Source organism: Loktanella sp. M215, from assembly GCF_021735925.1.
GTDB lineage: Bacteria > Pseudomonadota > Alphaproteobacteria > Rhodobacterales > Rhodobacteraceae > Loktanella.
The window spans coordinates 2,640,143-2,663,395 of record NZ_WMEA01000001.1 but is presented as its reverse complement, the minus strand read 5'-3'; the positions used below and the strand labels follow the sequence as shown (position 1 = coordinate 2,663,395).

The window sequence follows — 23,253 nt, the reverse complement described above, 5'->3', positions numbered from 1 at the left end:
AGCTAGCCTGCCCGCCTTTGCGGTGTCGCGACACGTTGGCTGGCGCTGGCGGTGGATTGGTGGACGGCTGATTGCGTTCGTTAACCATTTGGCGCGTCTGCCATCCGGATCTTGAGCAGCTCCGATCATCAACACGTCCGGTCGGCTACAATCGCGTTCGTCAGCTAACGCGTTCGATACGCGGAGCGTTCATGAGAAATCCCGACCGTCAACAGGCCCGCTCGCCAAAAATCCCGGTCGTGAGCCGCGTCGCAAGTGATCCACCCTGCGCGCCGCAAAAAGCAACGTACGGCGGACCGACAGCCCCACACGGGCGCCGGGCGGGTCTTGATCAGGCGAAGCGCGCGAGGCGGGCGGCGCGGAGGCGGGCGAAATCGTCGCCGGCATGGTAGGACGACCGTGTCAGCGGCGAGGCGGAGACCATCAGGAAGCCCTTGCCGTAGGCCGCCTTTTCGTAGGAGGCGAATTCTTCGGGGGTCACGAACCGGTCGACGCGGTGGTGCTTGGGCGTCGGTTGCAGGTACTGGCCGACGGTCAGGAAGTCGATGTCGGCGGCGCGCATGTCCTCCATCACCTGAATGACGGCCTGACGGTCCTCGCCCAGACCGACCATGATGCCGGATTTGGTGAACATCGTGGGATCCAGTTCCTTGACCCGCTGCAACAGGCGCAGGGAATGGAAGTAGCGGGCACCGGGGCGCACCTGCGGATAAAGGCCCGGCACGGTTTCAAGGTTGTGGTTGAAGACGTCCGGCTTGGCCGCAACCACGACCTCCAGCACCGCCGGGTCGCAGCGGATGAAGTCAGGCGTCAGGATCTCGATCGTGGTCTGGGGGGCCTGCCTGCGGATCGCGCGGATCGTCTGGGCGAAATGCTCGGCCCCGCCGTCGTCCACGTCGTCGCGATCGACAGAGGTGATGACGACATGCTTCAGGCCCAGCTTCTTGACCGCATCGGCCACGCGACCCGGCTCGAACACGTCCAGCGCCTCTGGCGGTTTGCCCGTCGCGATGTTGCAGAAGGTGCAGGCGCGGGTGCAGACCTCGCCCATGATCATCATGGTCGCGTGGCCCTGAGACCAGCATTCGCCGACGTTGGGGCAGCCTGCTTCTTCGCAGACGGTCGTCAGCTTGTGTTCGCGCATGATGTCGCGGGTCTGGCGATAGCCCTCGGAATTCGGCGCCTTGACCCGGATCCAGTCCGGCTTTTTCGGCTGCGGCGCATCGGGGCGCTTGGCCTTTTCGGGATGACGCTGGGCGGGGATTTTCAGATCGCGCATGACGGGCGTGCCTTTTGGCTGTGATGCCCTGTCATCTAGCCATGAACGCGCCGAAAGTCCATTGCCACGGCCGGGAACCGGTCATGCAGGCCGGGCATTGTGCCACGCGACCCCCTGGAGGCAGAGCATCACATGAAGCGTCTTATCCTGATAACGAGCCTGATCTTGACCGCGTCCGCCGCGCCGGCGCAGCAGGCGGTCTTTCAGGATGACCGGTCGACGCCCGCGGCGGTGGTCAAATCGCTGTACAATGCGATCAACCGGCACGAATACCTGCGCGCTTACAGCTATTTTGCCAGCGGCAGGGTCGGCGATTACGAGCCATTCAAGGCGGGCTACGCGGATACCGACCACGTCGATCTGCACCTTGGCCCCCCGCAAACCGAAGGCGCGGCAGGCACGACCTATACCATGCTGCCTGTCGTGATCCGGGCCACCCGGACTGACGGGACGCAGGCTATTTTTGCGGGCTGCTACGCCGTGTCGCAGGTCAGCTCGTCGATACAGGATCAGCCCCCTTACATCCCCATCCGCATCATCAAGGGCAACCTTGCCGCGACCGACGCAAATTTTGACGACGCCACCGGACACTGCGCGCCCTATTGAGGTCACCCGATGCGGGGGCCGAACTTGCCCGTTGCCTCCTCGTAGTGGCGCATCAGACGCTGGAGAGAGATGCGCAGCACGATCTTGCCGGACCGGGCGGACCAGCCCATGCGCTGCTCTGTCGTTTCCAACCCTTCGAGCAGGCAGCAGCACCGCAGGACGGCGTCCTGCAGACCCGGCCCCAGATCGTCGAGGGCGGCGAGCACGCGGGCCCGGGCGGCCTGCACGCCGGGATGAGAGGTGCCGGCGCCGGGCCGTGTCAGGGCATCGCGCCAGTCGTCGGCGGCGTCGGGCCCGGGGCGCGACAGGACGAAATCCTCGCGCAGGCGTTCGCCTGCCTTGACCAGATCCTTGGACAGGAACGGCTTGCCGTCGCGGTCGCGGCGCCGGGACAGGCCCATCAGCGGCGTCTCGGCGGCGATGAACCGGGCCGTCAGCACGTTGCCGAAGGCCGAGCCCTCGGTCGTGTCGCCGGACCCGTCAGAAAAGCCGCCCGCGCGATTTTCATCCGCTGCGGTCAGTTGACGCAGCGCCGTGCGACCCTGGCCGGTGATGTGGTACCGCGCGATCCGGGCGTCCGGGTCGGCGCAGGACACCCAGTTCTGCAGCGCCATCGCCTGCGCGATGTCGGCCTCGACGACCGCGGTGCGCAGGGTGCCGCCGGCGGGATCCTCGCGCACGATGACAGCCGAATCCATGTCGCGGGCCACCGCCATCACCGCCCCCGGTTCGCACAGCCGGCGCAGGATGTGCAGCGCTTCGCGATCCAGCCGCCCTTGCGTGACAGGAACGCCACTGGTGGCATGGCGGGCAGGAGCGGCGTGAGACATGGCACGGCTTTCTGTTGAAGGTTGAGAGACTGAGACCGGTGTGAGGGCGCGCAGCGCGGCATCGATCAACGGATCGTCGCGCCGCATTTCGCAGGCCCGCACCTGACGCATGATGGTCGAGGGATGGACGTCGCACTGGCGGGCCAGCGCCCGGATCGACGTGCCGCCGACCGTATGTGCAAGATAGTGGCGGATGTGGTCGGGGACCCAGCCGGGGATGTCCGGTGTGGGAATATGCTGCATCATCGTCATTCTGGCCAGCCTCTCTGGTCCCCATCCGCATGCCCGGTGCCATCTTGCAAAGACTAGCACAGAACGAACAACTTAAGAGTGTATTCTTAATTGAGGGTTAACGTTAGTGTCTTGGTAACACTCTTCCAAAAAATGCTTAATCAATGGGATAGTGACCGTTCTTAAGATTTTGGACGAACGCAACACCCGTCAAGGTTGTGTAAAAACCAACCCCTGAGACATGGAATCACCCAAGCCAGGAGACGGGACATGCAGGATATTCAATCGCGGATCAGACAGTTGAAGCGGCCGGGCCTGCTGGTGCGGGCGGCACGGTTCGGGCTGGACGACTATCGCCGCACGCGGGATCTGTCGCGTCTGGTGCCGGGCCTAGGGACCACGGCGCATGGCCCGGTCCTGATCGCCCTGCTGGAGGCCGAAAGCGTGGAGAACAGCGCACGCCAAGAGCGTGCCACGGCCTATTGCCTCATGCGGCATATCGACCTGCTGACGGCGGTCATGGCAGAGGCGCGTGACTTCGAAGCCGTCACGCGCCCCCGCGACATCACATGAAGCTGTCGGACATCGACGCCTTCTTGTCGGCCACGTAGGCGCGCAGCCGCGCCTCGATCTCGGGATCGAGGGGGGGCTGGATGTAGGTGTCGATCATCTTCTTCACCCGGATCGTGGCCAGCGCCTGCGTGTCGCGTGCGCCTTCCTCGTCCCAGGTCTCGAACGGTTTGTAATCGAACAGGTCCGACCGCCAGAACGCCTGTTTGAAGTTCGCCTGGGTGTGGGCACAGCCGAGGTAGTGGCCACCAGGGCCGACCTCTGCAATGGCATCCATCGCCTGACCGTTCTCACTAAGGTCCACGCCGCGGGCGAAGTGGTGCAACGTGCCCAACTGGTCGGCGTCCATGACGAATTTCTCGAAACTGGCGACAAGGCCGCCTTCGAGCCAGCCGCAGGCGTGCAGCATGAAATTGACGCCAGAGAGCAGGCCCATCTGCAGGCTGTTCGAGGTTTCATAGGCCGCTTGCGCGTCTGGCAGTTTCGATCCGCAGAACGATCCGGCGCTGCGATAGGGCAGCCCCAGACGCCGGGCCAGTTGCCCTGCCCCGTAAGTGATGTGCGACGCCTCTGGCGTGCCGAAGGTGGGCGCGCCGGAGTTCATATCGATGGACGTGACGAAGGCGCCAAAGATTACCGGGGCGCCGGGGCGCACCAGCTGGCTGTAGGCGACGCCCGCCAGCACCTCGGCCAGCACCTGCGTCAACGTGCCCGCGACCGACACGGGCGCCATCGCGCCGCCGACGATGAAGGGGCTGATGATGCTGGCCTGATTGTGTTCCGCAAAGATTTCCAGCGCGCCCATCATGATCGAATCGAACGTGAGCGGGCTGTTGATGTTGATGAGAGAGGTCATGACCGTGTTGTCGCGAACGAAGTCGGTGCCGAACAGGATCTCGCACATCTCGACCGAATCCTTGGCGCGGCTGGGTTCGGTCACCGACCCCATGAAGGGCTTGTCCGACAGCACCATATGCGCGAGCAGCATGTCGAGGTGACGCTTGTTGACGGGGATGTCCGTGGGTTCGCAGACCGTGCCGCCGGAGTGGTGCAGCCACTTGGACATGTAGCCCAGCTTCACGAATTTTTCGAAATCCGCCATCGTGGCATAGCGGCGGCCACCAGTCGCATCGCGCACGAAGGGCGGGCCGTAGACCGGCGCGAGAACGAGGTTCTTGCCGCCGATCACCACGTTGCGGTCCGGGTTGCGGGCGTGCTGGGTAAACGTGGCAGGGGCTGTGCTGCAGAGCTTGCGCGCGAGGCCACGGGGGATGCGGACGCGCTCGCCCTCGATCTCTGCCCCTGCATCCCGCCAGCGTTGCAGGGCGGCGGGATTGTCGACGAAGTTCACGCCGATTTCAGCCAGCACGGTTTCGGCGTTGCGCTCGATCACGTCGAGCGCCTCTTCCGTCAGCACTTCGTAGTTGGGCACGTTGCGTTCGATGTATTTCGCGGTTTCGACGCTGACGGCCGTGCGTTCGGCGCGCCGTGCGGCCCCGCCGCCACCGCGTGCCCGGCGTCCTGCTGTTGCTGCCTCGGTCATATCGCGCACCTTTCCCGCTGATCTTTCCGCCCCTGATACGCGACTGCGTCCGGGTCAGAGAAGCGACAAACGCCATCTGACACGCGAAAGCGACATTGCAGCGGTGCGGTTTCCGACTTATTCCAGCGCCATGGATATCACAGACCACCAACGCCTTCTGATCGTCGACTTCGGGTCACAGGTGACGCAGCTGATCGCGCGCCGCCTGCGGGAACTGAACGTCTATTGCGAAATTCACCCCTACCAGAACGTGACCGACGCGTTTCTGGCGGAGTTTGCGCCACGCGCGATCATCCTGTCGGGCGGGCCGGACAGCGTGACGCGCGACGGATCGCCCCGTGCGGCCGACGCCGTGTTCACGATGGGCGTGCCGGTGCTAGGCATCTGTTACGGCCAGCAGACGATGATGACGCAACTGGGCGGCAAGGTCGTGGGCGGCCATGGCACCAAGGAATTCGGTCGCGCCTTCGTCAAACCCGAAGGGCAACTCGACCTGCTGGACGGCTGGTTCCTGACCGACCGCGAACAGGTCTGGATGAGCCACGGCGACCATGTCTCTGAAATCGCGCCGGGTTTCGAGGTGTACGGCACATCGCCCAACGCGCCCTTTGCGATCACCGCCGATACGTCCCGCCAGTTCTATGCGGTGCAGTTCCATCCGGAGGTGCATCACACGCCCAATGGCGCGAAGCTTTACGAAAACTTCGTGCGCATGGCGGGGTTCACCGGCGACTGGACGATGGATGCCTACCGCGAGCAGGCGATTGCCGCGATTCGCGCACAGGTTGGCGACAAGAAGGTCATCTGCGCCCTGTCCGGCGGCGTCGACAGTTCCGTCACCGCCGTCCTGCTGCACGAGGCGATCGGCGATCAGCTGACCTGCGTCTTCGTGGACCACGGGCTGCTGCGTCTGGGCGAGGCGGAGCAGGTCGTGAAGATGTTCCGCGACAATTATAACCTGAACCTGATCCACGCCGACGAGACCGAGCTGTTTCTTGGCAAGCTGGAAGGTGTCAGCGACCCCGAAACCAAGCGCAAGATCATCGGTGGTCTGTTCATCGACGTCTTTCAGAAATACGCCAACGACATCGAGGGGGCGGAATTTCTGGCGCAGGGGACGCTTTATCCCGACGTCATCGAATCGGTCAGCTTTTCCGGCGGGCCGAGCGTCACCATCAAGAGCCACCACAACGTCGGTGGCCTGCCCGAGAAGATGGGCCTGAAGCTGGTCGAGCCGCTGCGCGAGTTGTTCAAGGACGAGGTGCGCGCCCTGGGCGTCGAACTGGGCCTGCCGCCGAGCTTTATCGGGCGCCACCCCTTCCCCGGCCCCGGCCTTGCGATTCGCTGTCCCGGAGAGATCACCCGCGAGAAGCTGGAGATCCTGCGCAAGGCGGATGCGGTCTTCATCGACCAGATCCGGCGGCATGGTCTGTATGACGACATCTGGCAGGCCTTCGTGGCGATTCTGCCGGTGCGGACGGTGGGTGTCATGGGCGACGGGCGGACCTATGATTTCGCCTGTGCGCTGCGGGCCGTGACCTCTGTCGACGGGATGACGGCGGATTACTATCCGTTCAGCCATGATTTTCTGGGCGAAACCGCGACGCGGATCATCAACGAGGTCGAGGGCATCAACCGGGTGACCTATGACATCACCAGCAAGCCGCCGGGCACCATCGAATGGGAATGATCCCTACGGGCGGCCCTGCCGCATGAGCACCACCCTGCGCGCCTGTCTGTGGATGATCGGCGCGATCGTGTCGTTCACCTCCATGGCCATTGCCGGGCGGCAGGTAAGCTTCGCCCTCGATACCTTTGAAATCATGTTGTATCGCAGCCTGATGGGTATCGTCATCGTGTGCACGGTGGCGGGGCTGTCGGGGACATGGCGGCAGATCAACCGCCAACAGCTCGGGCTGCATGCTGTCCGCAACGCGGCGCATTTCACGGGTCAGAACCTGTGGTTCTTTGCGATTACGGCGATCCCGCTCGCGCAGGTCTTCGCGCTGGAATTCACCTCTCCGATCTGGGTGCTGCTGATGTCGCCGCTGCTGCTGGGAGAGCGTCTGACGCGGGTCGGCAGCATCGCGGCGCTGATCGGGTTCATCGGCGTGCTGGTCGTCACACGCCCCGGCAGCGCACCGCTGTCGCCCGGCCTGATCGCGGCAGCACTCTGCGCCATCGGATTTGCCTTCTCCGCGATCTTTACGCGCAAGCTGACGCGGACGCAGACGATCACCTGCATCCTGTTCTACCTGACGACGATGCAGGCGGTCTTTGGTCTGGTCTGCGCCGGTTACGACGGCGACATCGCCCTGCCGAATGCCATCACCCTGCCCTGGCTGGTGCTGATCGGCTGTGCGGGCCTGTTTGCGCACTTCTGCCTGACAACCGCCCTGTCGCTGGCGCCCGCATCGGTGGTCATGCCCATCGACTTCGTGCGCCTGCCGACCATCGCGATCGTCGGCGCGCTGGTCTACGCCGAGGTCATCGATCCGTGGATCCTGCTGGGCGCCGCACTGATCTTTGCCGGCAACTATCTGAACATCACGCGCGGCCAGACCGCCCGCGCCTGAGGGCGTGTCGTGCAAACTGGTCACAGATTTTGCCCGCCTTCCATTTTGACGCTGCGTCGTCAATTGACGGTTCATATCTGTGTCTAAAGGTTCAGCCACGAGGAAACATTTTCATGGCGGGGACGGAGACATGAAGCAGATGATGAAGATTACGGCAGCATTCTTGTTGGGCACGACGGCGGCGCAGGCGGCCGGTATCGACCGCAACCTGACAAACTACGGCATCCTGTTCGAGCAGGGCAATTACGTCGAACTGTCCTACGCGGCGGTCAAGCCGAGCGTCTCTGGCAACTATCAGGAACCCTACGCCACATTCGGCGGAAACGGTTCGACCGGGGTGATGTCGAAAGACTTCAGCACGTTGTCGGGCTCGCTCAAATACGACCTTACACCGCGGCTGGCCTTGGGCCTGTTTTTCAATCAACCGTTTGGGGCCGACGCGAACTATCCTCAGGGCTTTTATCGCGGATTGTCGGCCGAGTGGGATTCGAACGGCCAGACCATCGTGATGAAATATAAGGTCACGCCCGCGATCAGCGTTTACGGCGGCGTCCGCAGTATCGAATCGGAAGCCAATATCGTAATCCCGAGCCAGTTGCTTGGCGCATCGACCGCAAAAGCGGCTGCCACCGCAGCCGCGGCCGCACAGCAGGCCGGCGATCTGGCGCAGGCGCAGCAACTTGGCGCACAGGCGCAGGCCATTCTCGACCCCGCAAGCGCGCTGACGGGACGATTCACATATACCGCCCATGCGGAAAAGGATCGCCAGACCAGCTATATCATCGGCGCGGCGTACGAGCGTCCCGAAATTGCCCTGCGTGTCGCCTTGACCTATGAAACAGGCTACACACACAAATTCGGTACAACCGAGACATTCGGCGGCGCCGATCTACCCCGTTCCACCACCTCGATCTCGATGCCGGACGTTTACACGCTCGATTTCCAGTCGGGCGTGGCCAAGGATACGCTGGTCTTCGGGTCGATCCGCCATGCGACATGGTCTGACTGGCACGTGCGCCCTGCCGGTTACGTCGATCTCACGAGTGGGCAGGATGTGACGGGGATCGACAGCGACAGCACGACCTACCGTCTTGGCGTTGGTCGAAAGTTCAACGACGCTATTTCGGGATTCGTGCGCGTCACCTACGAGCCTGGCAACGGCGACGACCTGTCCCGGTTGGCGCCGACGGACGGATCAACGTCTTTCGGGATCGGCGGCACTTACACTAAGGATGCCTTCAAGATCACCGGCGGTGTCGAGTACATCAAGTTCGGGGAGGGTAACGACGACACGAGCACGACTAACACCTTTTTCGCGGACAACGACGCCGTGGCGGTGGGTGTCTCGGTCGGCTACCGCTTCTAATCCCTGCGACATGCAGCGCAAAGCCCCGGTTCCGGCCGGGGCTTTTTGCGTTCCACGTCATGACAGCGCGGTCAGCCGCTGTGCGCCAGCACCGACCGGGCCGCGCGCAGCCCCGGCGCATCCCCGCCCCGCCCCAGACGGTCCATCGTCAGCGCCATCGCCGCCTGCTGCGCCTGCGGGTCGGCCAGAACGGCGCGTAACCCGTCCGCGATGCGGGACGATGTGCAGTCGGCGCCGATGAACTCGGGCACGGTGCGGGTGTCGGACACCAGATTGACCAGCGTGACCGTATCGACCAGCAGCATCTGTCCGATGATCTGGCGCGACAGCCAGTTCATGTCATAGGCGATCACCATCGGCGTGCCCGCCGCCGCGAGTTCGAGAGAGACGGTCCCAGACGCGGCAAGTGCGACATCCGCCGCGCGGAACGCAGCCCGTTTGGCCGCTGCATCACCCGGTGCGATCAGGACCGGCTGGCCCGGCCAATCCTGCGTGACCTGGCGCACCATGTCCGCGACCGGACCCGCGCTGGGCACCACGACGCGCAGCCCGGGACTGGTCTGCTGCAACAGGCGCAGGGCGCCGCCAAAACGATCGGCGAGGCGAGAGACCTCGCCCCGGCGCGACCCCGGTAAGGCCAGCACGACGGGCCCGGCGCCCAAGGCGTGATCCGCACGGAAGGCGGCAGCCTCGGCGTCGGTCGCGATGGGGTGTGCGACGACCGGGTGGCCCACGAAGTCGCAGGTCATGCCGGCGGCCTGCATCAGCGGCGGCTCGAACGGGAAAAGGGCCAGAACATGGTCGATGTGGCGCGCCATCTTGGCCGCGCGGCCCGGACGCCAGGCCCAGACGGTGGGGGCCACGTAGTGGATCGTGCGGATGTCGGACTGCGCCTTGACCAGCTTGGCCACCCGCAGGCAGAAATCGGGGCTGTCGATGGTCAGCAGGACGTCGGGTCTGGTGGCGATCACGGCCTCTGCCATTTCGGCAATGCGGCGTTTCAGGGCGCGGTATTTCGGCAGCACCTCTGCCAGCCCCATGACGCTGAGTTCGTCCATCGGAAAGCGGCTGACCAGTCCCTGCGCCTGCATCAGCGGCCCGCCGACACCGTCGAAGGTGACGCCCGGCGCCACGTCGTGTAGGCCCGCCATCACGGCCCCGCCCAAGGCATCACCGGACGGCTCGCCCGCAATCACGAAAACCTTCATATCACCCCCTTCGGTCTGACCCACAGGAACATGCCGAGCGCATCCAGCGTCTCGATCACGCCCGCACGGTCTGGCACCATCACGCCGTCCGCTTCGATCACCAGACCGGCGAGGCCCGCAGCGGCAGCGTTCATCACGGTGCCCACACCCACGACCGGCAGATCGGCGCGACGGTCCTGTTGGGGCTTGGGCCCCTTGAACAGGATGCCGCCGGTGCGGTCGGATGCGGCGATCCGGTCATCTTGAAGAGTCTCATGACGCAACAATAGCGCATCGGTGCCACTGTCATCTTCGGCATCGACGACATGGCCGTCGCGCACGATGCAGGCCTGCCCCAGATCGGCGGCGCCCATGCCGACCAGATGCCCCTCGCCCACAACGGCGTCGATCCGGTGGCGGTCCTGCGGCTGCACCTGCGTCAGCACGCCGACGGGCGGTAACAGCGCAGGGGCGACCTCGTGCGCGCCCAGAACGGTGAAGCCGCGCCGTTCCAGCACGGCGATAAAGGCGCGCAGGGCACCGTCGTCGCCACGCCGCAGGGCGCGCCAGATCGTCGGCACGAGGGTCAGGGTCGCAAGGTCGAGGGACTGCAACCGGACCGGTGGCCTGCGGATGGCACCGACCATGCAGATCTGCGTGACGCCGCGGGTGTGCAGATCGCGCAGGAAGCCGCCCAGACGCTCGATCCGGAAGGTGATGTCGGGGGTGACCTTGGGCACAAAGCCCGCCAGCGCACAGATCAGGGGGCGCGTCGGCAGGGCCTGCAGCACCGCAGGGGGCAGATCGCCGGTGCCGGCAATCAGCGCCAGCATCAGTGCGGTGTCAGAAAGCTGCGGTCGCTGTCGCCCCTGATGAAATCGAGGATCTGGCGCACGGCGACCGTGTCGGTGCCGTCCAGCGCCTCGGCCCGGGCGTGGAACGTACCCTCGCCGTCGCGCAGGATATCGTAGGCGCGGCGGAGGGCCGCGATGTCGGCGCGCGCCATGCCGCGCCGTTTCAGACCGACGAGGTTCAGACCTTCCAGCGTCGCGCGCGGCCCCATGACGAGGCCGTGCGGGATCACGTCGTTGGTGACCATCGACAGCGCCCCGATGATGGCCCCCTGCCCGATCCGCACGAACTGGTGGATGCCGGACAGGCCGCCGACGATGACGTCATCTTCGAGCACGCAATGGCCGGCGACAGCGCTGGAGTTCACGACGATGACCCGGTTGCCGATCCTGCAATCGTGGGCGACGTGACAGCCCGCCATCAGCAGGCAGTCCTCGCCGATTTGGGTCAGACCGCCGCCGCCGGCGGTGCCACAGTTCACGGTGACATGTTCGCGGATGCGGTTGCGCGCGCCGATGCGCAGGCGCGTGTCCTCGCCGCCGAACTTCAGGTCCTGTGGGATCTCTCCGATCACCGCGAACTGAAAGATGGTGGTGTCGTCGCCGATGTGGGTATCGCCGGTCACGACGACATGGCTTTTCAATGTCACCCGCGCACCCAGCACGACCTGCGCACCCAAGACGCAGAGCGGGCCGATCACACAGCCTTCGCCGATGACGGCGCCGTCGGCGACGACGGCGCTGGGGTGAATGTCGGGCATCAGCTGCGCATGTCCAGCATGGCGGCGAATTCGCATTCGCAGGCCAGCTCTCCGTCGACCTCGGCGCGGCCGTGGAATTTCCAGACCTTGGCGCCGGGCTTGCCGCGCAGGGTGGTGATCTTCATCATCATGCGGTCGCCCGGGATCACCTTGCGGCGGAACTTGCAGCCGTCGATGGACATGAAATAGATCAGCAGATCGCCGTTGATCAGCCCCATCGAGGCGCCGACCATGACGCCGGCGGTCTGGGCCATCGCTTCGATGATGGTCACACCGGGCATGATCGGCGCGCCGGGGAAATGCCCCTGAAAGTGCGGCTCGTTCATGGTGACATTCTTGATGCCGACGGCGGACGACGTGCCGTCGATGTCCTGCACCCGGTCGACCAGCAGGAAAGGATACCGGTGCGGCAGGATCGCCTGGATCAACTGGATGTCGCAGGACGTGATCGGCTGGGTCGGGGCATCGGTCATGGGGCGGTGTCATCCTTGGGGTCAGGTTGGCGCATCCCTGACGCGCCCCGCCCTGATTAGCAAGCCACCCCGCATCGGGCAAGGGAGCCTGCGTCAGGGGTTCAGCGGGTTCGGGTCGAGGCTGTCCTGCGGCGCAGGGTCCGCCAGCGCATCCGGGGCCGGTGCATCGGGTGTAAGTGCCTCGGGGTTGGTCGGACCTTCGACCAGCGGCAGGGGGTCAGCCTGCGGACTGGGGCCGGATTCCAGCATCGCGGCATCGATGCGGGCAATCGCCTCGTCGGTCAGATCCGCCGCCGACAGCGCCAGAAAAACCGAGCGGCGGTCCATGATGACCGTGGCACCGCGTTCCAGCATCAACTGCCCGACGATGTCGCGCACCGTGTTGAAAAAGTTGTCGCGCGCCTTGAGGCGCGCGTCTTCGAGCGCCACTTCCTTGGCGTCCCGGGCGCGCCGGATGCCCTGCACCTTGACGTCGAAGGCATTCGCCTCGGCGCGAAATACATCCGGCGCCATGGTCGGACGCCGCTGGGTCAGGCTGCGTTCCTCGTCGGTCAGTGCGGCGACGATCCGGTCGTTTTCGGCCTTCAGGTCGGCGGCCTGCGCCTCCAGCCCGTCGCGGATCGTCTGCCCGTAGGCGGAATCGAGGTAAAGCCTGTCGCTGTCGAGGATCAGCACCGGGGCACCGACCGGCTGCGGTGGGGCGTCCTGCGCCACCGCCGGGGTGACCAGCAGCACGGCTGCCGCCACCGCCACCGCCAGCCTGCCCCGCATCAGAACTGCGTCGAGATCGTCACGTCGAACGCCTTGGTCTGGTCGAACTTCTCGGCCTTCAGGGGTTCGGTGAAGTTGAAGCGCAGCGGCCCCAGCGGCGTGGTCCAGAAGATCGACAGACCCGCCGTCGCGCGCGGTGTGAAGCCGTTGTACAGGATGTTCGTTCCCGCTGGTACCGTGCGGCCGACATCCCAGACAGAGCCGTAATCGACAAAGGCACCGCCGGTGATGCCGTATTCCTCTGGCAGACCCAGCGGGAATTCGGCCTCCAGCCGGGCAACGGCATAACTGTTACCCCCCAGCGCGTCATCGACGGCAACCGTGGTGACGCCGTCGACGTCGGTCACGGTCTGGTAGTCGCGCGGCCCGACACCGTTTGCATCAAACCCGCGGAACGTGTTGCCGTTGAGGAAGAAGCGGTCGGTCACGCGGCTGAAGCCGTCCTGATAGGCCAGATGCCCGCCCTCGATCGTGGCACGCAGGGTGACGTCTTCGTTCAGGACCTTGGTTTCGGCGGCAGCCAGTGCCGTCGTCTTGATGAACCGGGTGTCGCCAAACCCGAATTCCTGACCGAAACGGAAGACGTAACCCGACGTCGGGTCCAGTCCGGTGCGGCGGTTGTCGAAGGAATAGTTGTAGCCGACAGATCCGTTGATCACCGCGTCCAGTGCCGCCTCTTCCTTGATGAAGGGGCTGACGCCGTCGCCGTCGGCACCGGTCAGATCATCGTAGGACAGCGCCGTATAGGTTGTCAGGCGACCGCTTTCGCTGACCGGAAAGGTCAGGCTGGGCGCGATGCGGAAATTCTCGGTGTCGTAGTCGGCGTTCTGGTTGTTGGTCGTGCGATAGCTCAGGTCGATCCCTGCGCGCAGGTCACGGCCCAGAAAGTTCGGCTCGGCAAAGCCGAAGCTGACGACCCGGTTCGACGTGGCGGTCGAAATCTCGAAGCTGAGCGATTGGCCCCGGCCGAGGAAGTTCGCTTCCTTAAAGGCTGCGACAAGGCCGACACCATTATCCGTGTTGTAGTTTGCACCGAACGACAGAGAGCCGGTAGGGGCTTCTTCGACGTTCACGTCGATGATGACCTGTTCCGGCGTGGTGCCTTCGCGGGCGTTGACATCGGTCGTGGTAAAGAAGCCGAGGGCGCGGATGCGGTCGGCGGCCTGACGGATCTCTCGCGGGTTGAAGGGGTCGCCTTCGACGGTGCGGAACTGGTTGCGCACGACGCGGTCGAGGGTGGTGGAGTTGCCTTCGATGTCGATGCGTTCGACAAAGATGCGCGGGCCGCGGATCAGCTTGTAGTCGACGTTCAGCGACAGGTCGCGGTCGTTGCGGGTGATTTCGGGTTCGACGGCGACGAAGGTCAGGCCCTGCTGGATCGCAAGCCGTTCCAGACGGGCGATGTCGCGATCGACCTGACCGGGCGAATAGGTCATGCCCGTCCGGGTCGTAAGCGCGTTCTGGTAAGAGGCGACATCAACCTCTGGCAGGGCAGAGCTGGCCGAGACGTTGCCGAAGCTGAAACGCTGCCCTTCACGGATGTTGTAGGTGATCAGGTAGGCGTCACGTTCGCGCGTCAGAGTGACATCGACGTTCTGCAGGGTAAAATCGGCGTAACCGCGCGACTGGTAGAAGTCTGTCAGCACCTGCTTGTCGAAATTGATCCGCTCGGCCGAATAGGTGTCGCGCGTGATGATAGACCGCAGCAGGCCCGCCTGCTTGGTTTCCAGCACGCCGCGCAGACGGCGGTCGGAGAAGCTGCGGTTGCCGACGAAGGTGATGCGCTGCACCTCGGTCACGCCGGATTCCTGCACTTCGAACACCAGATCGACGCGGTTGTCGGCCTGACGGATGATGCGCGGCGTGACAGAAGCGTTGATCCGCCCCTTGGAGGCGTAAAGACCCGCAATCGTTGCCACATCGCGTTCGACCGTCGCGGGCGAATAAATCTTGCGCGGCTGGCTTTCGAGGATCGGCAGGAATTCCGCGTCGTTCAGCTTGCGGTTGCCTTCGACTGCAACCTGACTAATCGTGGGAAATTCGACGACCGTGATCGCAAGGGTGTTGCCCTGCGCCTGCACGTCGACGCTTTCGAACAGGCCGGAGTCGCGGATTTTCTGCCCGGCGCTGTTCAGCTGGTCGGCGGTGATCGCCTCGCCCCGGCTGATCCCCGCGAAAGACAGGATGGTGCTGTCGGCGACGCGCTGGTTGCCTTCGATCTGCACGGCGTTGAAGGCGTAGGTCTGGGCCAGTGCCCGCCCCGCGACCAGCGTCAAAAGCAGGACAGTCGCGAGCATGAGACCCCGCAAAACCAGCGTTGCAACGGGCATCGTGCCGCCAGGAGTCTTCAATATCATGTGTGCGCCTGCAATCCGTCGGTCCCTGTTACATCGGAATTACTTGGTCCGAGTCAGGATGTCAAAACGAACAAGCACTCAATGTGGTATGCCGCGCAGATCGCGCGGCAAGCGTTACATTTAGATCAGCGCAACGTAGGCGCCAGCATACAAAGCGGCAATCATGGCGGCCGTCATCAGCATGCGATCCCAGTTCAGCGTCACCAGTGTACTGACGCTTTTGTAGCCTTTGGTCATGGTCTGCATCGTACTCTCCTTCTGATCCGGATGAAGGTATGACGCAGGTTTGGGGCAGAAATATGGCGATTGCCGCCCTTACGGGCAAAGCAGCAGGTCGTTGAGGATCGAGAAGATCATCATCGCCGCGATGATCGTCAGACCGCCGATCATCATCACGTTCATCGCCCGTTCCGACGGCTTGCGGCGCGCCACGGCCTCGTAGGCGTAGAACACCAGATGCCCGCCGTCGAGGATCGGGATCGGGAACAGGTTCAACAGGCCGACACCGGCAGAGAGCACGGCGATAAAGCTCATGTAGGACCCCAGCCCCTGCCCCGCCATCGTGGCGCTGGTCTGGGCGATGCCGACCGGGCCGGACAGGCTGCAGGTGGAAATGTCGCCGCTGATCATGTGCGACAGGGCCGACAGCGACATGGTGATCGTGAACCACAGCTGCTTGAGCGCCAGCCAGACCGCCGTCCAGGGCGCAATGTTGTCAGTGGTGGTTTGAAAGAACAGGTCGCCGTTGATCCCGATCAGCCAGCGCGTCTCGAACGTGCCGTCGGCTTTCGGAAGGTCCATGCGGCGCGGGGCGAGCGTGACGTCGCGTGTGGCGCCATCGCGCCAGATCGTCAGGTCGAGAGGTTGGCCGTCGGCGGCGTTGACCACATCGATGATCTGGCGAAAGGCAAAGACGGGTTGGCCGTCGATCGCGGTGATGACGTCACCGATCCGCACACCCGCATCGTCGGCGGCAGAGCGTGGCGTGACGCCCGAGGCGCGCGGCGGCAGCGGATAGGGCCCCTGCACCACAACCTCTGATCCGTCGCGGCGCACCGTGTAATCGACGCGGTCGGTGATCGGCAGGGTGTCGAGGCTGACGTCGCCGCCCATGACGATGTCGCCGACCTTCACGATCTGGTCGCCCGGTTCCAGTTCCGACGCATAGGCGGGCGGCAGCGCCACCTCGTCCTTGTAGGTGACGGGGTCGCTGGGCCTGCCGGTGACCATCAGGTAGGCGGCGAACAGGACCACGGCGAGGATGAAGTTGAACACCGGCCCCGCCGCCACCGTCGCCGCGCGCGCCCAAAGCGGTGCGCCCAGCATGGTGTTGCGCGGATCGCGCCCGGCGACATCGTCGGTGCCACCGACGCTGGCCGCGTTCGCATCGCCCAGAAACTTGACGTAGCCGCCAAACGGCAGCGCCGCGATCTGCCAGACCGTGCCGCGCTTGTCCGTGCGGGAATAAATCACCGGCCCGAAGCCGAGCGAGAAGACCTCTGCATGGATCCCGGACCAGCGCCCGACGATGTAATGGCCGTATTCGTGGATCGCCACGATGATCGAGAGCGAAACCACGAAGGCCAGAAGGGTGAACAGGCCACCGCCCAATTGCGGCAGAAGTTGCGTCAGATCCACTGTGTCATCCCCGGTATTTCAAGCTTTCCGCGACGCGGCTGCGCGTCAGACGGTCGATGTCCATGATCGTATGTAGGTCAATCGGGGCATTATGCTGACCCCCCTGTGCTGACAATTTGGCGAGCGCGTCTTCCACGACCCCGCTCATGTCCATGAAACCAATGCGCCCCGCGATGAAGGCGTCGAGTGCCGCCTCTTTCGCGGCGTTGAAAACGGCCCCCATCAGGCCACCTGCCGCCATGACTTCACGTGCCAGACGCAAGGCGGGCCAGCGCGCTTCGTCCGGGGCGCGAAAGGTCAGCTGGCCGATCTGCGCGAGGTCCAGACGCGCGACCGGCAGGTGCCTGCGGTCGGGCCAGTGCAGGGCGTAACCGATGGCGTGGCGCATGTCGGGCGGGCCGACGTGGGCCATCAGCGCGCCATCGTTGAACCCGACAAGGGCGTGGATCAGGGATTCCGGGTGGACGAGCGCTTCGATCTTCTCCGGCGCAATGCCGAAGAACTCTTTCGTCTCAATCAGTTCCAGCGCCTTGTTGAACATCGAGGCGCTGTCGATCGTGATCCGTTGCCCCATGGCCCAGTTCGGATGGCTGGAGGCCTCGGCCAAGGTCGCGGTCTTCAACCGTTCCAGCGGCCAGTCGCGGAAGGCGCCACCCGAGGCGGTGATGACGATGCGTTCGACCGCAGAGATATCCTCGCCCACCATCGCCTGGAACACGGCCGAATGCTCGCTATCCACCGGCAGGATCGTGGCACCGTGGCGCGCGGCGGTCGACAGCAGCAGGGGGCCTGCGGTGACCAGCGATTCCTTGTTGGCGAGCGCCAGCGTCGTGCCCTGTTCAAGGGCCGCCATGCCCGGCGGCAGGCCGGCGGCGCCGACGATGGCGGACATGATCCAGTCGGCGGGGCGCCGCGCCGCATCGGCGATGGCGGCGGCGCCGCAGGCGACCTCGATCCCCGTGCCGGCCAGCAGGTCTGTCAGTTCGGCAAAGCACTCGGCGCTATCGACCACCGCAACGTCGGCACGCAGGTCCTTGGCATCCTTGGCCAAAAGCTTTGCATTGCAGCCCCCCGTGAGGGCCACGACGTCATAGGCGCCCGGGTCGCGCCGGATCAGGTCGATGGTGCTTTGCCCGATGGACCCGGTCGCACCCAGGATCGAGATGCGCCTCAAAAGGCCACTCCGGGGACGTTGAAGGTGCCTGCGACGAAGAGCATGAACAGCGACGCCCCCAGCAGCGCGTCGAACCGGTCGAACAGCCCGCCGTGGCCGGGGATCAGGGTCGAGCTGTCCTTGACCTTCATCCGCCGCTTCAGCGCGCTTTCGGCGACGTCGCCCAACTGGCTGGCAAAGCTGAGGATCATCGACAGCAGAACGATCTCGTACCCCGCCGTGGTAAAAAGCGTGAAGATATAGCCGATGACGCCCGCCGCGATCCAGCCGCCGGCGGTGCCGGACCATGTCTTTTTCGGGCTGACCTTGGGCCAGAATTTCGGCCCGCCCACGGCGCGGCCGATCATGTAGCCGAAGACGTCCGTCGCCACGACGACGCAGATCAGCCAGAGAATCCATTGGAAATCATAATCTTCGCGGAACCGGACCAAGCCCCAACCTGCGATCTGGATGCCCAGTGAGAAGCAGAAGAACGACAGGCGTTCGTGCTTGACCATGTAGGACCCGACGACCGGCACCACCAGAAACAGCAGAAGTCCGAGGGTGGAGGCATGGACCAGCATGCCCGACAGGACGGAGGCGGTCAGCGCGGCCTGCAACATGCCCGGCGTGGGCAGGTCGGGCGCGATCATCATCCAAAGTTCCCAGATCATCACGGCGGTCACGAAGACCACCATCATCTGGAACCAGACGCCGCCCAACATCACGCCGATGGCGCCCACGACGACCATCGCCGCGCTCGACAGCAGGCGCACGGTCAGGTCGTCCCACTTGCCGGAACTTGATGGTGTCGGGCTCACGTCAGGCCAGAACGGCGCCGAACCGACGCTCGCGCTTGCCGTAGCCCGACAGCACCTGGGCAAAGACCTCTTTCGAGAAGTCAGGCCAGAGCGTGTCGATGAATTCGTATTCCGCGTAGGCGGACTGCCACAGCAGGAAGTTGCTGATCCGCGCCTCGCCGCTGGTGCGGATCACCAGATCCGGGTCCGGCAGAAAGCGGGTGTCGAGGAACTTCGACAGCGTTTCCGCGTCGACGTCCTTGTAGGACAGACGCCCCTGCTCCACCTCGAAGGCCAGACGTTGGGCGGCGCGGGTGACCTCGTCGCGGCCACCGTAGTTCAGGGCGATCGTCAGATGCACCTTGTCGTTGCCGGCGGTGAAAAGTTCGAGGTTGTCCATCAGGCGCACCAGCTTGTCGTCAAGCTTGATGCGGTCGCCGATGAAGCGGACGCGGACGCCCTCGTCGAACAGCGCCTTGGCCTCGCGCATGATGTAGCGGCGGAAAAGGGCCATGAGGCCAGAGACTTCGGTCTGGGTGCGCTTCCAGTTCTCGGTCGAGAAGGCGAAGATCGTCAGATACTTGACGCCTTCGTCGGGGCAGGCCCGGACGATCTCTCGGACGCGGCGCGCGCCGGCATGGTGCCCGAACAGACGCGGGCGACCGCGCTGCTGTGCCCAGCGCCCGTTGCCGTCCATGATGACGGCGACGTGGTTCGGCCCGGTGGTCGCGTCGCTCAACTTGATGTCGTCCTTGGGCATATGCCTCTTTCCGTCCTGCTCGGCCTGCCTGCGGCGGACCGTTGTGAAGCCACCGCTTCGTCAGACCTGCATGATCTCGGCTTGCTTGGTCTCCAGCGTCTCGTCGACGCGTCTGATGTGCGCGTCGGTCAGTTCCTGCACGGCGGATTCCCAGAACTTCTGGTCGTCCTCGGCCATGCCGTCCTTGGCCTTCTTGATCTGGTCCATGCCGTCGCGGCGCAGGTTGCGGATCGCGACGCGCGTACTTTCGGCGTATTGGCCCGCGACCTTGGTCAACTCGCGACGCCGCTCTTCGTTCAATTCCGGGATCGGCAGCATGATGATCGTGCCGTTCATCTGCGGATTGATCCCCAGACCGCTTTCGCGGATCGCCTTTTCGACCTTGTTCACAAGGCCCTTGTCCCAGACGTTGATCGTCACCATCCGGGGTTCCGGCACGTTCACGGTGCCGACCTGGTTGATCGGCGTGGGGCTGCCGTAGGCATCCACCATGATCGGTTCCAGCATCGAGCCAGAGGCCCGCCCCGTGCGCAGGGACGCCAATTCCACGCGCAGGTTGGCGATGGCGCCGTCCATGCGGCGGGCGAGGTCATCGGTATCGAGTTCGAAATCGTCAGCCATATTCGTCTTGCTCTGTCTCGCGGCAAAGTGCCTGCTTTGCCCGCTCTTAGGGCAAAGACGTTAAAATGTATAGGTCACCGTCAGCGTGTTTTGCGCAGTGTGGCGGAACCCGCGCATGGTCAATCGTGCACGGTGGTCGATGTTCCCTCGCCCGCAAGGATTCCCTTGAAGCCGCCCGTGTCATCGAGGCTGAACACGATGATGGGCAGGTGGTTGTCGCGGGCCAGTGCGATGGCGCTGGCGTCCATGACGCCCAGGTGCTTTTGCAGCACCTCGTCATAGCTGATCCGCTCGTAGCGCTTGGCGTCGGGGTGCTTTTTGGGGTCCTTGTCGTAGACGCCGTCGACCTTGGTGCCCTTAAAGATCGCCTCGCAACTCATTTCATTCGCACGCAAAGTCGCCGCCGTGTCGGTCGTGAAATATGGATTTCCGGTGCCGGCGGCAAAGATGCAGACGCGCTTTTTCTCAAGGTGGCGGACGGCGCGGCGGCGGATGTAGGGCTCGCACACCTGATCCATCGGAATCGCCGAGATGACGCGGGTGTGGATCTTCAGCTCTTCCAGTGCCGATTGCATCGCCAGCGCATTCATCACCGTCGCCAGCATGCCCATGTAGTCGGCGGTGGTGCGTTCCATGCCCTGCGCGGACCCTTGCAGGCCGCGAAAGATGTTGCCGCCGCCGATGACCATGCAGATCTCGACCCCCATGTCGTGCACCGACTTGACCTCGCGCGCGATGCGCTGGACCGTGGGGGGATGCAGGCCGAAGGCGGTGTCGCCCATGAGGGCCTCGCCCGAAATCTTGAGCATCACGCGCCCGTACTTGGTCCGGTTTTCGGTCATGGGGAGGGGATCCTTTGCTGGGGCGGTGGGGGTGCTGCTTTCGCTGCGGCGCAAAATGAAGCATATGGGCCGAAGGTTCAATGCCGCAGGTCGGCCCCCATGCAGAAAGTCCCGATGCCCCCGTCCCTGTCCCCCGACACGCCGGTCCTGATCGCGGGGCCCACCGCCAGCGGCAAGTCGGCGCTGGCGGTGGCGATCGCGCGGACGCAGGGCGGTATCATCATCAATGCGGACGCCTTGCAGGTCTTCGACGGCTGGCGGCTGCTGACGGCGCGCCCCTCTGATGCCGATCTGGCACAGGCGCCGCACGCGCTTTACGGTCATGTGCCGCTGAAGGGCGATTATTCCGTCGGCCACTGGCTGCGCGATGTGGCCCCGCTGCTGGACGGCGCGCGTCCGATCATCGTGGGCGGCACGGGGCTCTATTTCACCGCGCTGACCGAGGGGCTGGTGGAGATTCCGCCGACGCCGCCCGCCGTGCGCCTTCGTGCCGATGCCCTGCCCCTGCCCGCCCTGCTGGCGCAGATCGATGCGGCCACCCGCGCGCGGATCGACACGGCCAACCGGATGCGCGTTCAGCGCGCCTGGGAGGTGCTGGAGACGACGGGCCGCAGCCTGTCCGACTGGCAGGACGCCACCCCGCCACCGCTGCTGCCGCTGCAGAGCACGCTGCCCCTGCTGATCGAGGCGCCGCGCGACTGGCTGACGCCGCGGATCGAAAGGCGCTTTGACCAGATGCTGGACGCCGGCGTGCTGGACGAGGCCGCGGCAATCCGACCGCAGTGGGACCCCGCCGACCGGTCCGCGCGTGCCATCGGGGCGGCCGAGTTGATTGCGCATCTGAACGGCGACATCCCGCTGACGCAGGCGCGGACCGCCGCGATCATTGCCACGCGCCAGTATGCCAAGCGGCAAAGGACGTGGTTCAGCGCACGGATGAAGGCCTGGCACCGGCTGAATGCCGCCGAAACGGACTTATCCACCGCCGTGGCGGCCCTGATCCGATAAACGGGATTGTTTTGAACCAGCCGTCACCGCAGACTTGGGGGACCCCTGACAGGAATCCTGCGCCATGCCACAAGATGCCAGCCCGATGTCGCCGCAACCGACGGCTCTGGCCTTGCACGCGTTGGGACAGGGCCCGCTGGCCAACCGCTGGCGCACGGAAGCCATGCGCAGCCATGCGACACCGCGGCTGATCTTCTTTGCGCGCGGTCAGGGCCGGATCACCGTCGCCGGACTGACCAGCGGATACGGCGCCAACAACCTGATCTTCATCCCCGCCGGCACGATGTACGGGTTCGAGATGGGGCCTGCGGTCTTTGGCCAGATCATGGCGGTGCCGGGGGCGATGGCCGCCGAATGGCCGGATCGCCCCGTCCACTTGCGTCTGAAGGACGTCGCCTCGCAGAAGGAACTGCTGGCCCTGCTGGAGGGGCTGGAGCGTGAATTGCACTCCGACCGGCCGCAGCACCGCAGGGCGGCGCATTACCACGCGGGCCTGCTGTCGGTCTATCTGGCGCGCCAGGTCGCGCTGCAGGCGGCCGACCCCGCCGGTGACCGGGCGCATACCAGTGCCGCACGCCTTGTGGCGGCCTATACCGCCTTGGTGGAACAGCATTTCCGGTCCGACTGGGGGGTAGCGCAATATGCCGCGCAGATGGGGGTTACGCCGACGCATCTGACCCGCTGCTGCCGTCAGACCTGCGGTCAGTCGGCATTGGCGCTGCTGGCCAATCGCCGCCATTACGAGGCCTGCGTCCTGCTGCGCGACACCACGACGCCGGTGCAGGAGATCGCCAGCGCCACCGGGTTCCAGTCCGCCGCCTATTTCAGCCGCGCCTTTCAGGCCCGCGCCGGTCAAAGCCCGAGCGCCTTCCGGCGCGGCGGCACGGCCCAACGGCACATCTGACAGACGACCGCGCCCCGCGACAGGATCGCCTGTCGGCCTTGCCATGGCGCGGCCACAGCGTCGTGTCGTGAAAACGTGTGCGTCTGCGCATTGACCTGACCGTCGTCATGAGGCCTGATGTGCAGG

23 protein-coding genes are annotated in these 23,253 nt (G+C 64.8%); 7 read left to right on the top strand and 16 right to left on the bottom strand.

The genetic code is table 11. The features are described 5' to 3' along the window. Positions 1 to 331: 331 nt before the first annotated feature. The gene (gene lipA / locus GLR48_RS13065; protein ID WP_237062096.1) at positions 332 to 1,279 is read right to left on the bottom strand and encodes a lipoyl synthase; all 948 of its coding nucleotides are present in this window, start codon (positions 1,277 to 1,279) and stop codon (positions 332 to 334) included. A gap of 132 nt (positions 1,280 to 1,411) precedes the next feature. Here lipA and GLR48_RS13060 point away from each other — a divergent pair, with 132 nt between their 5' ends. Next, entirely contained in the window at positions 1,412 to 1,885 is a 474-nt protein-coding gene (locus GLR48_RS13060; RefSeq protein ID WP_237062094.1) for a hypothetical protein, read from the top strand. Between the two features lie 2 nt (positions 1,886 to 1,887). Here GLR48_RS13060 and GLR48_RS13055 read toward each other — a convergent pair whose 3' ends face one another. After that, positions 1,888 to 2,958 carry a DUF6456 domain-containing protein gene (locus tag GLR48_RS13055; RefSeq protein WP_237064545.1) on the bottom strand — a complete coding sequence of 357 codons (1,071 nt, stop codon included), beginning with the start codon at positions 2,956 to 2,958 and terminating at the stop codon, positions 1,888 to 1,890. A gap of 258 nt (positions 2,959 to 3,216) precedes the next feature. Between GLR48_RS13055 and GLR48_RS13050 the strand changes: the two genes are divergently transcribed. Continuing rightward, on the top strand, positions 3,217 to 3,519 hold the full coding sequence (locus GLR48_RS13050) for a DUF6477 family protein (protein WP_237062092.1): 303 nt from the start codon (positions 3,217 to 3,219) through the stop codon (positions 3,517 to 3,519). On the opposite strand, the gene GLR48_RS13045 is transcribed toward GLR48_RS13050, so the two are convergent. After that, entirely contained in the window at positions 3,512 to 5,059 is a 1,548-nt protein-coding gene (locus GLR48_RS13045) for a trimethylamine methyltransferase family protein (protein ID WP_237062090.1), read from the bottom strand. The genes GLR48_RS13050 and GLR48_RS13045 overlap by 8 nt on opposite strands. Before the next feature lie 130 nt (positions 5,060 to 5,189). On the opposite strand from GLR48_RS13045, the gene guaA reads away from it, so the two are divergent. The 3 genes from guaA to GLR48_RS13030 all read left to right on the top strand — a co-directional run bounded on the left by guaA (position 5,190) and on the right by GLR48_RS13030 (position 9,001). Then, positions 5,190 to 6,749: a glutamine-hydrolyzing GMP synthase gene (gene guaA, locus GLR48_RS13040; protein ID WP_237062089.1), complete on the top strand. Its 1,560-nt coding sequence runs from the start codon at positions 5,190 to 5,192 to the stop codon at positions 6,747 to 6,749. Positions 6,750 to 6,771: 22 nt separating this feature from the next. After that, complete coding sequence (locus GLR48_RS13035; RefSeq protein ID WP_237062088.1) at positions 6,772 to 7,635, top strand: DMT family transporter; 864 nt, start codon at positions 6,772 to 6,774, stop codon at positions 7,633 to 7,635. Between the two features lie 130 nt (positions 7,636 to 7,765). Continuing rightward, complete coding sequence (locus GLR48_RS13030; RefSeq protein WP_237062087.1) at positions 7,766 to 9,001, top strand: hypothetical protein; 1,236 nt, start codon at positions 7,766 to 7,768, stop codon at positions 8,999 to 9,001. Between the two features lie 71 nt (positions 9,002 to 9,072). Here GLR48_RS13030 and lpxB read toward each other — a convergent pair whose 3' ends face one another. The 13 genes from lpxB to pyrH all read right to left on the bottom strand — a co-directional run bounded on the left by lpxB (position 9,073) and on the right by pyrH (position 21,215). Then, entirely contained in the window at positions 9,073 to 10,209 is a 1,137-nt protein-coding gene (gene lpxB, locus GLR48_RS13025; RefSeq protein ID WP_237062086.1) for a lipid-A-disaccharide synthase, read from the bottom strand. Further along, positions 10,206 to 11,021, bottom strand: coding sequence for an LpxI family protein (locus GLR48_RS13020; RefSeq protein WP_237062085.1), 816 nt, complete (start codon positions 11,019 to 11,021; stop codon positions 10,206 to 10,208). Before GLR48_RS13020 ends, lpxB begins: the two co-directional genes overlap by 4 nt. After that, a complete protein-coding gene (lpxA, locus tag GLR48_RS13015; protein ID WP_237062084.1) occupies positions 11,021 to 11,800 on the bottom strand; it encodes an acyl-ACP--UDP-N-acetylglucosamine O-acyltransferase in 780 nt (259 codons plus the stop codon). Before lpxA ends, GLR48_RS13020 begins: the two co-directional genes overlap by 1 nt. Beyond that, positions 11,800 to 12,273, bottom strand: coding sequence for a 3-hydroxyacyl-ACP dehydratase FabZ (fabZ, locus tag GLR48_RS13010; protein ID WP_237062083.1), 474 nt, complete (start codon positions 12,271 to 12,273; stop codon positions 11,800 to 11,802). Before fabZ ends, lpxA begins: the two co-directional genes overlap by 1 nt. A gap of 93 nt (positions 12,274 to 12,366) precedes the next feature. Continuing rightward, positions 12,367 to 13,044, bottom strand: a complete 678-nt coding sequence (locus GLR48_RS13005; protein ID WP_237062081.1) for an OmpH family outer membrane protein — start codon at positions 13,042 to 13,044, stop codon at positions 12,367 to 12,369. Beyond that, entirely contained in the window at positions 13,044 to 15,401 is a 2,358-nt protein-coding gene (bamA, locus tag GLR48_RS13000; RefSeq protein ID WP_237062077.1) for an outer membrane protein assembly factor BamA, read from the bottom strand. The genes GLR48_RS13005 and bamA overlap by 1 nt, the downstream gene beginning before the upstream one ends. 120 nt (positions 15,402 to 15,521) lie before the next feature. Next, on the bottom strand, positions 15,522 to 15,647 hold the full coding sequence (locus GLR48_RS25680) for a hypothetical protein (protein ID WP_272911407.1): 126 nt from the start codon (positions 15,645 to 15,647) through the stop codon (positions 15,522 to 15,524). Positions 15,648 to 15,716: 69 nt separating this feature from the next. Continuing rightward, positions 15,717 to 17,039 carry an RIP metalloprotease RseP gene (gene rseP / locus GLR48_RS12995; protein WP_237062076.1) on the bottom strand — a complete coding sequence of 441 codons (1,323 nt, stop codon included), beginning with the start codon at positions 17,037 to 17,039 and terminating at the stop codon, positions 15,717 to 15,719. A 4-nt stretch (positions 17,040 to 17,043) separates the two neighbouring features. Continuing rightward, positions 17,044 to 18,213, bottom strand: coding sequence for a 1-deoxy-D-xylulose-5-phosphate reductoisomerase (gene dxr, locus GLR48_RS12990; RefSeq protein ID WP_237062074.1), 1,170 nt, complete (start codon positions 18,211 to 18,213; stop codon positions 17,044 to 17,046). After that, positions 18,210 to 19,013, bottom strand: coding sequence for a phosphatidate cytidylyltransferase (locus GLR48_RS12985; RefSeq protein WP_336886628.1), 804 nt, complete (start codon positions 19,011 to 19,013; stop codon positions 18,210 to 18,212). The genes dxr and GLR48_RS12985 overlap by 4 nt, the downstream gene beginning before the upstream one ends. A gap of 1 nt (position 19,014) precedes the next feature. Beyond that, positions 19,015 to 19,752 carry a polyprenyl diphosphate synthase gene (uppS, locus tag GLR48_RS12980; RefSeq protein WP_237062072.1) on the bottom strand — a complete coding sequence of 246 codons (738 nt, stop codon included), beginning with the start codon at positions 19,750 to 19,752 and terminating at the stop codon, positions 19,015 to 19,017. A gap of 60 nt (positions 19,753 to 19,812) precedes the next feature. Beyond that, a complete protein-coding gene (frr, locus tag GLR48_RS12975; RefSeq protein WP_237062067.1) occupies positions 19,813 to 20,373 on the bottom strand; it encodes a ribosome recycling factor in 561 nt (186 codons plus the stop codon). 119 nt (positions 20,374 to 20,492) lie between these two features. Further along, entirely contained in the window at positions 20,493 to 21,215 is a 723-nt protein-coding gene (gene pyrH / locus GLR48_RS12970) for a UMP kinase (protein WP_237062065.1), read from the bottom strand. 99 nt (positions 21,216 to 21,314) lie between these two features. On the opposite strand from pyrH, the gene miaA reads away from it, so the two are divergent. Together miaA and GLR48_RS12960 are read left to right on the top strand one after the other, a co-directional pair. Beyond that, complete coding sequence (gene miaA / locus GLR48_RS12965; protein ID WP_237062063.1) at positions 21,315 to 22,223, top strand: tRNA (adenosine(37)-N6)-dimethylallyltransferase MiaA; 909 nt, start codon at positions 21,315 to 21,317, stop codon at positions 22,221 to 22,223. 64 nt (positions 22,224 to 22,287) lie between these two features. Further along, the gene (locus GLR48_RS12960) at positions 22,288 to 23,127 is read left to right on the top strand and encodes a helix-turn-helix transcriptional regulator (RefSeq protein WP_237062062.1); all 840 of its coding nucleotides are present in this window, start codon (positions 22,288 to 22,290) and stop codon (positions 23,125 to 23,127) included. Positions 23,128 to 23,253 lie beyond the last annotated feature (126 nt).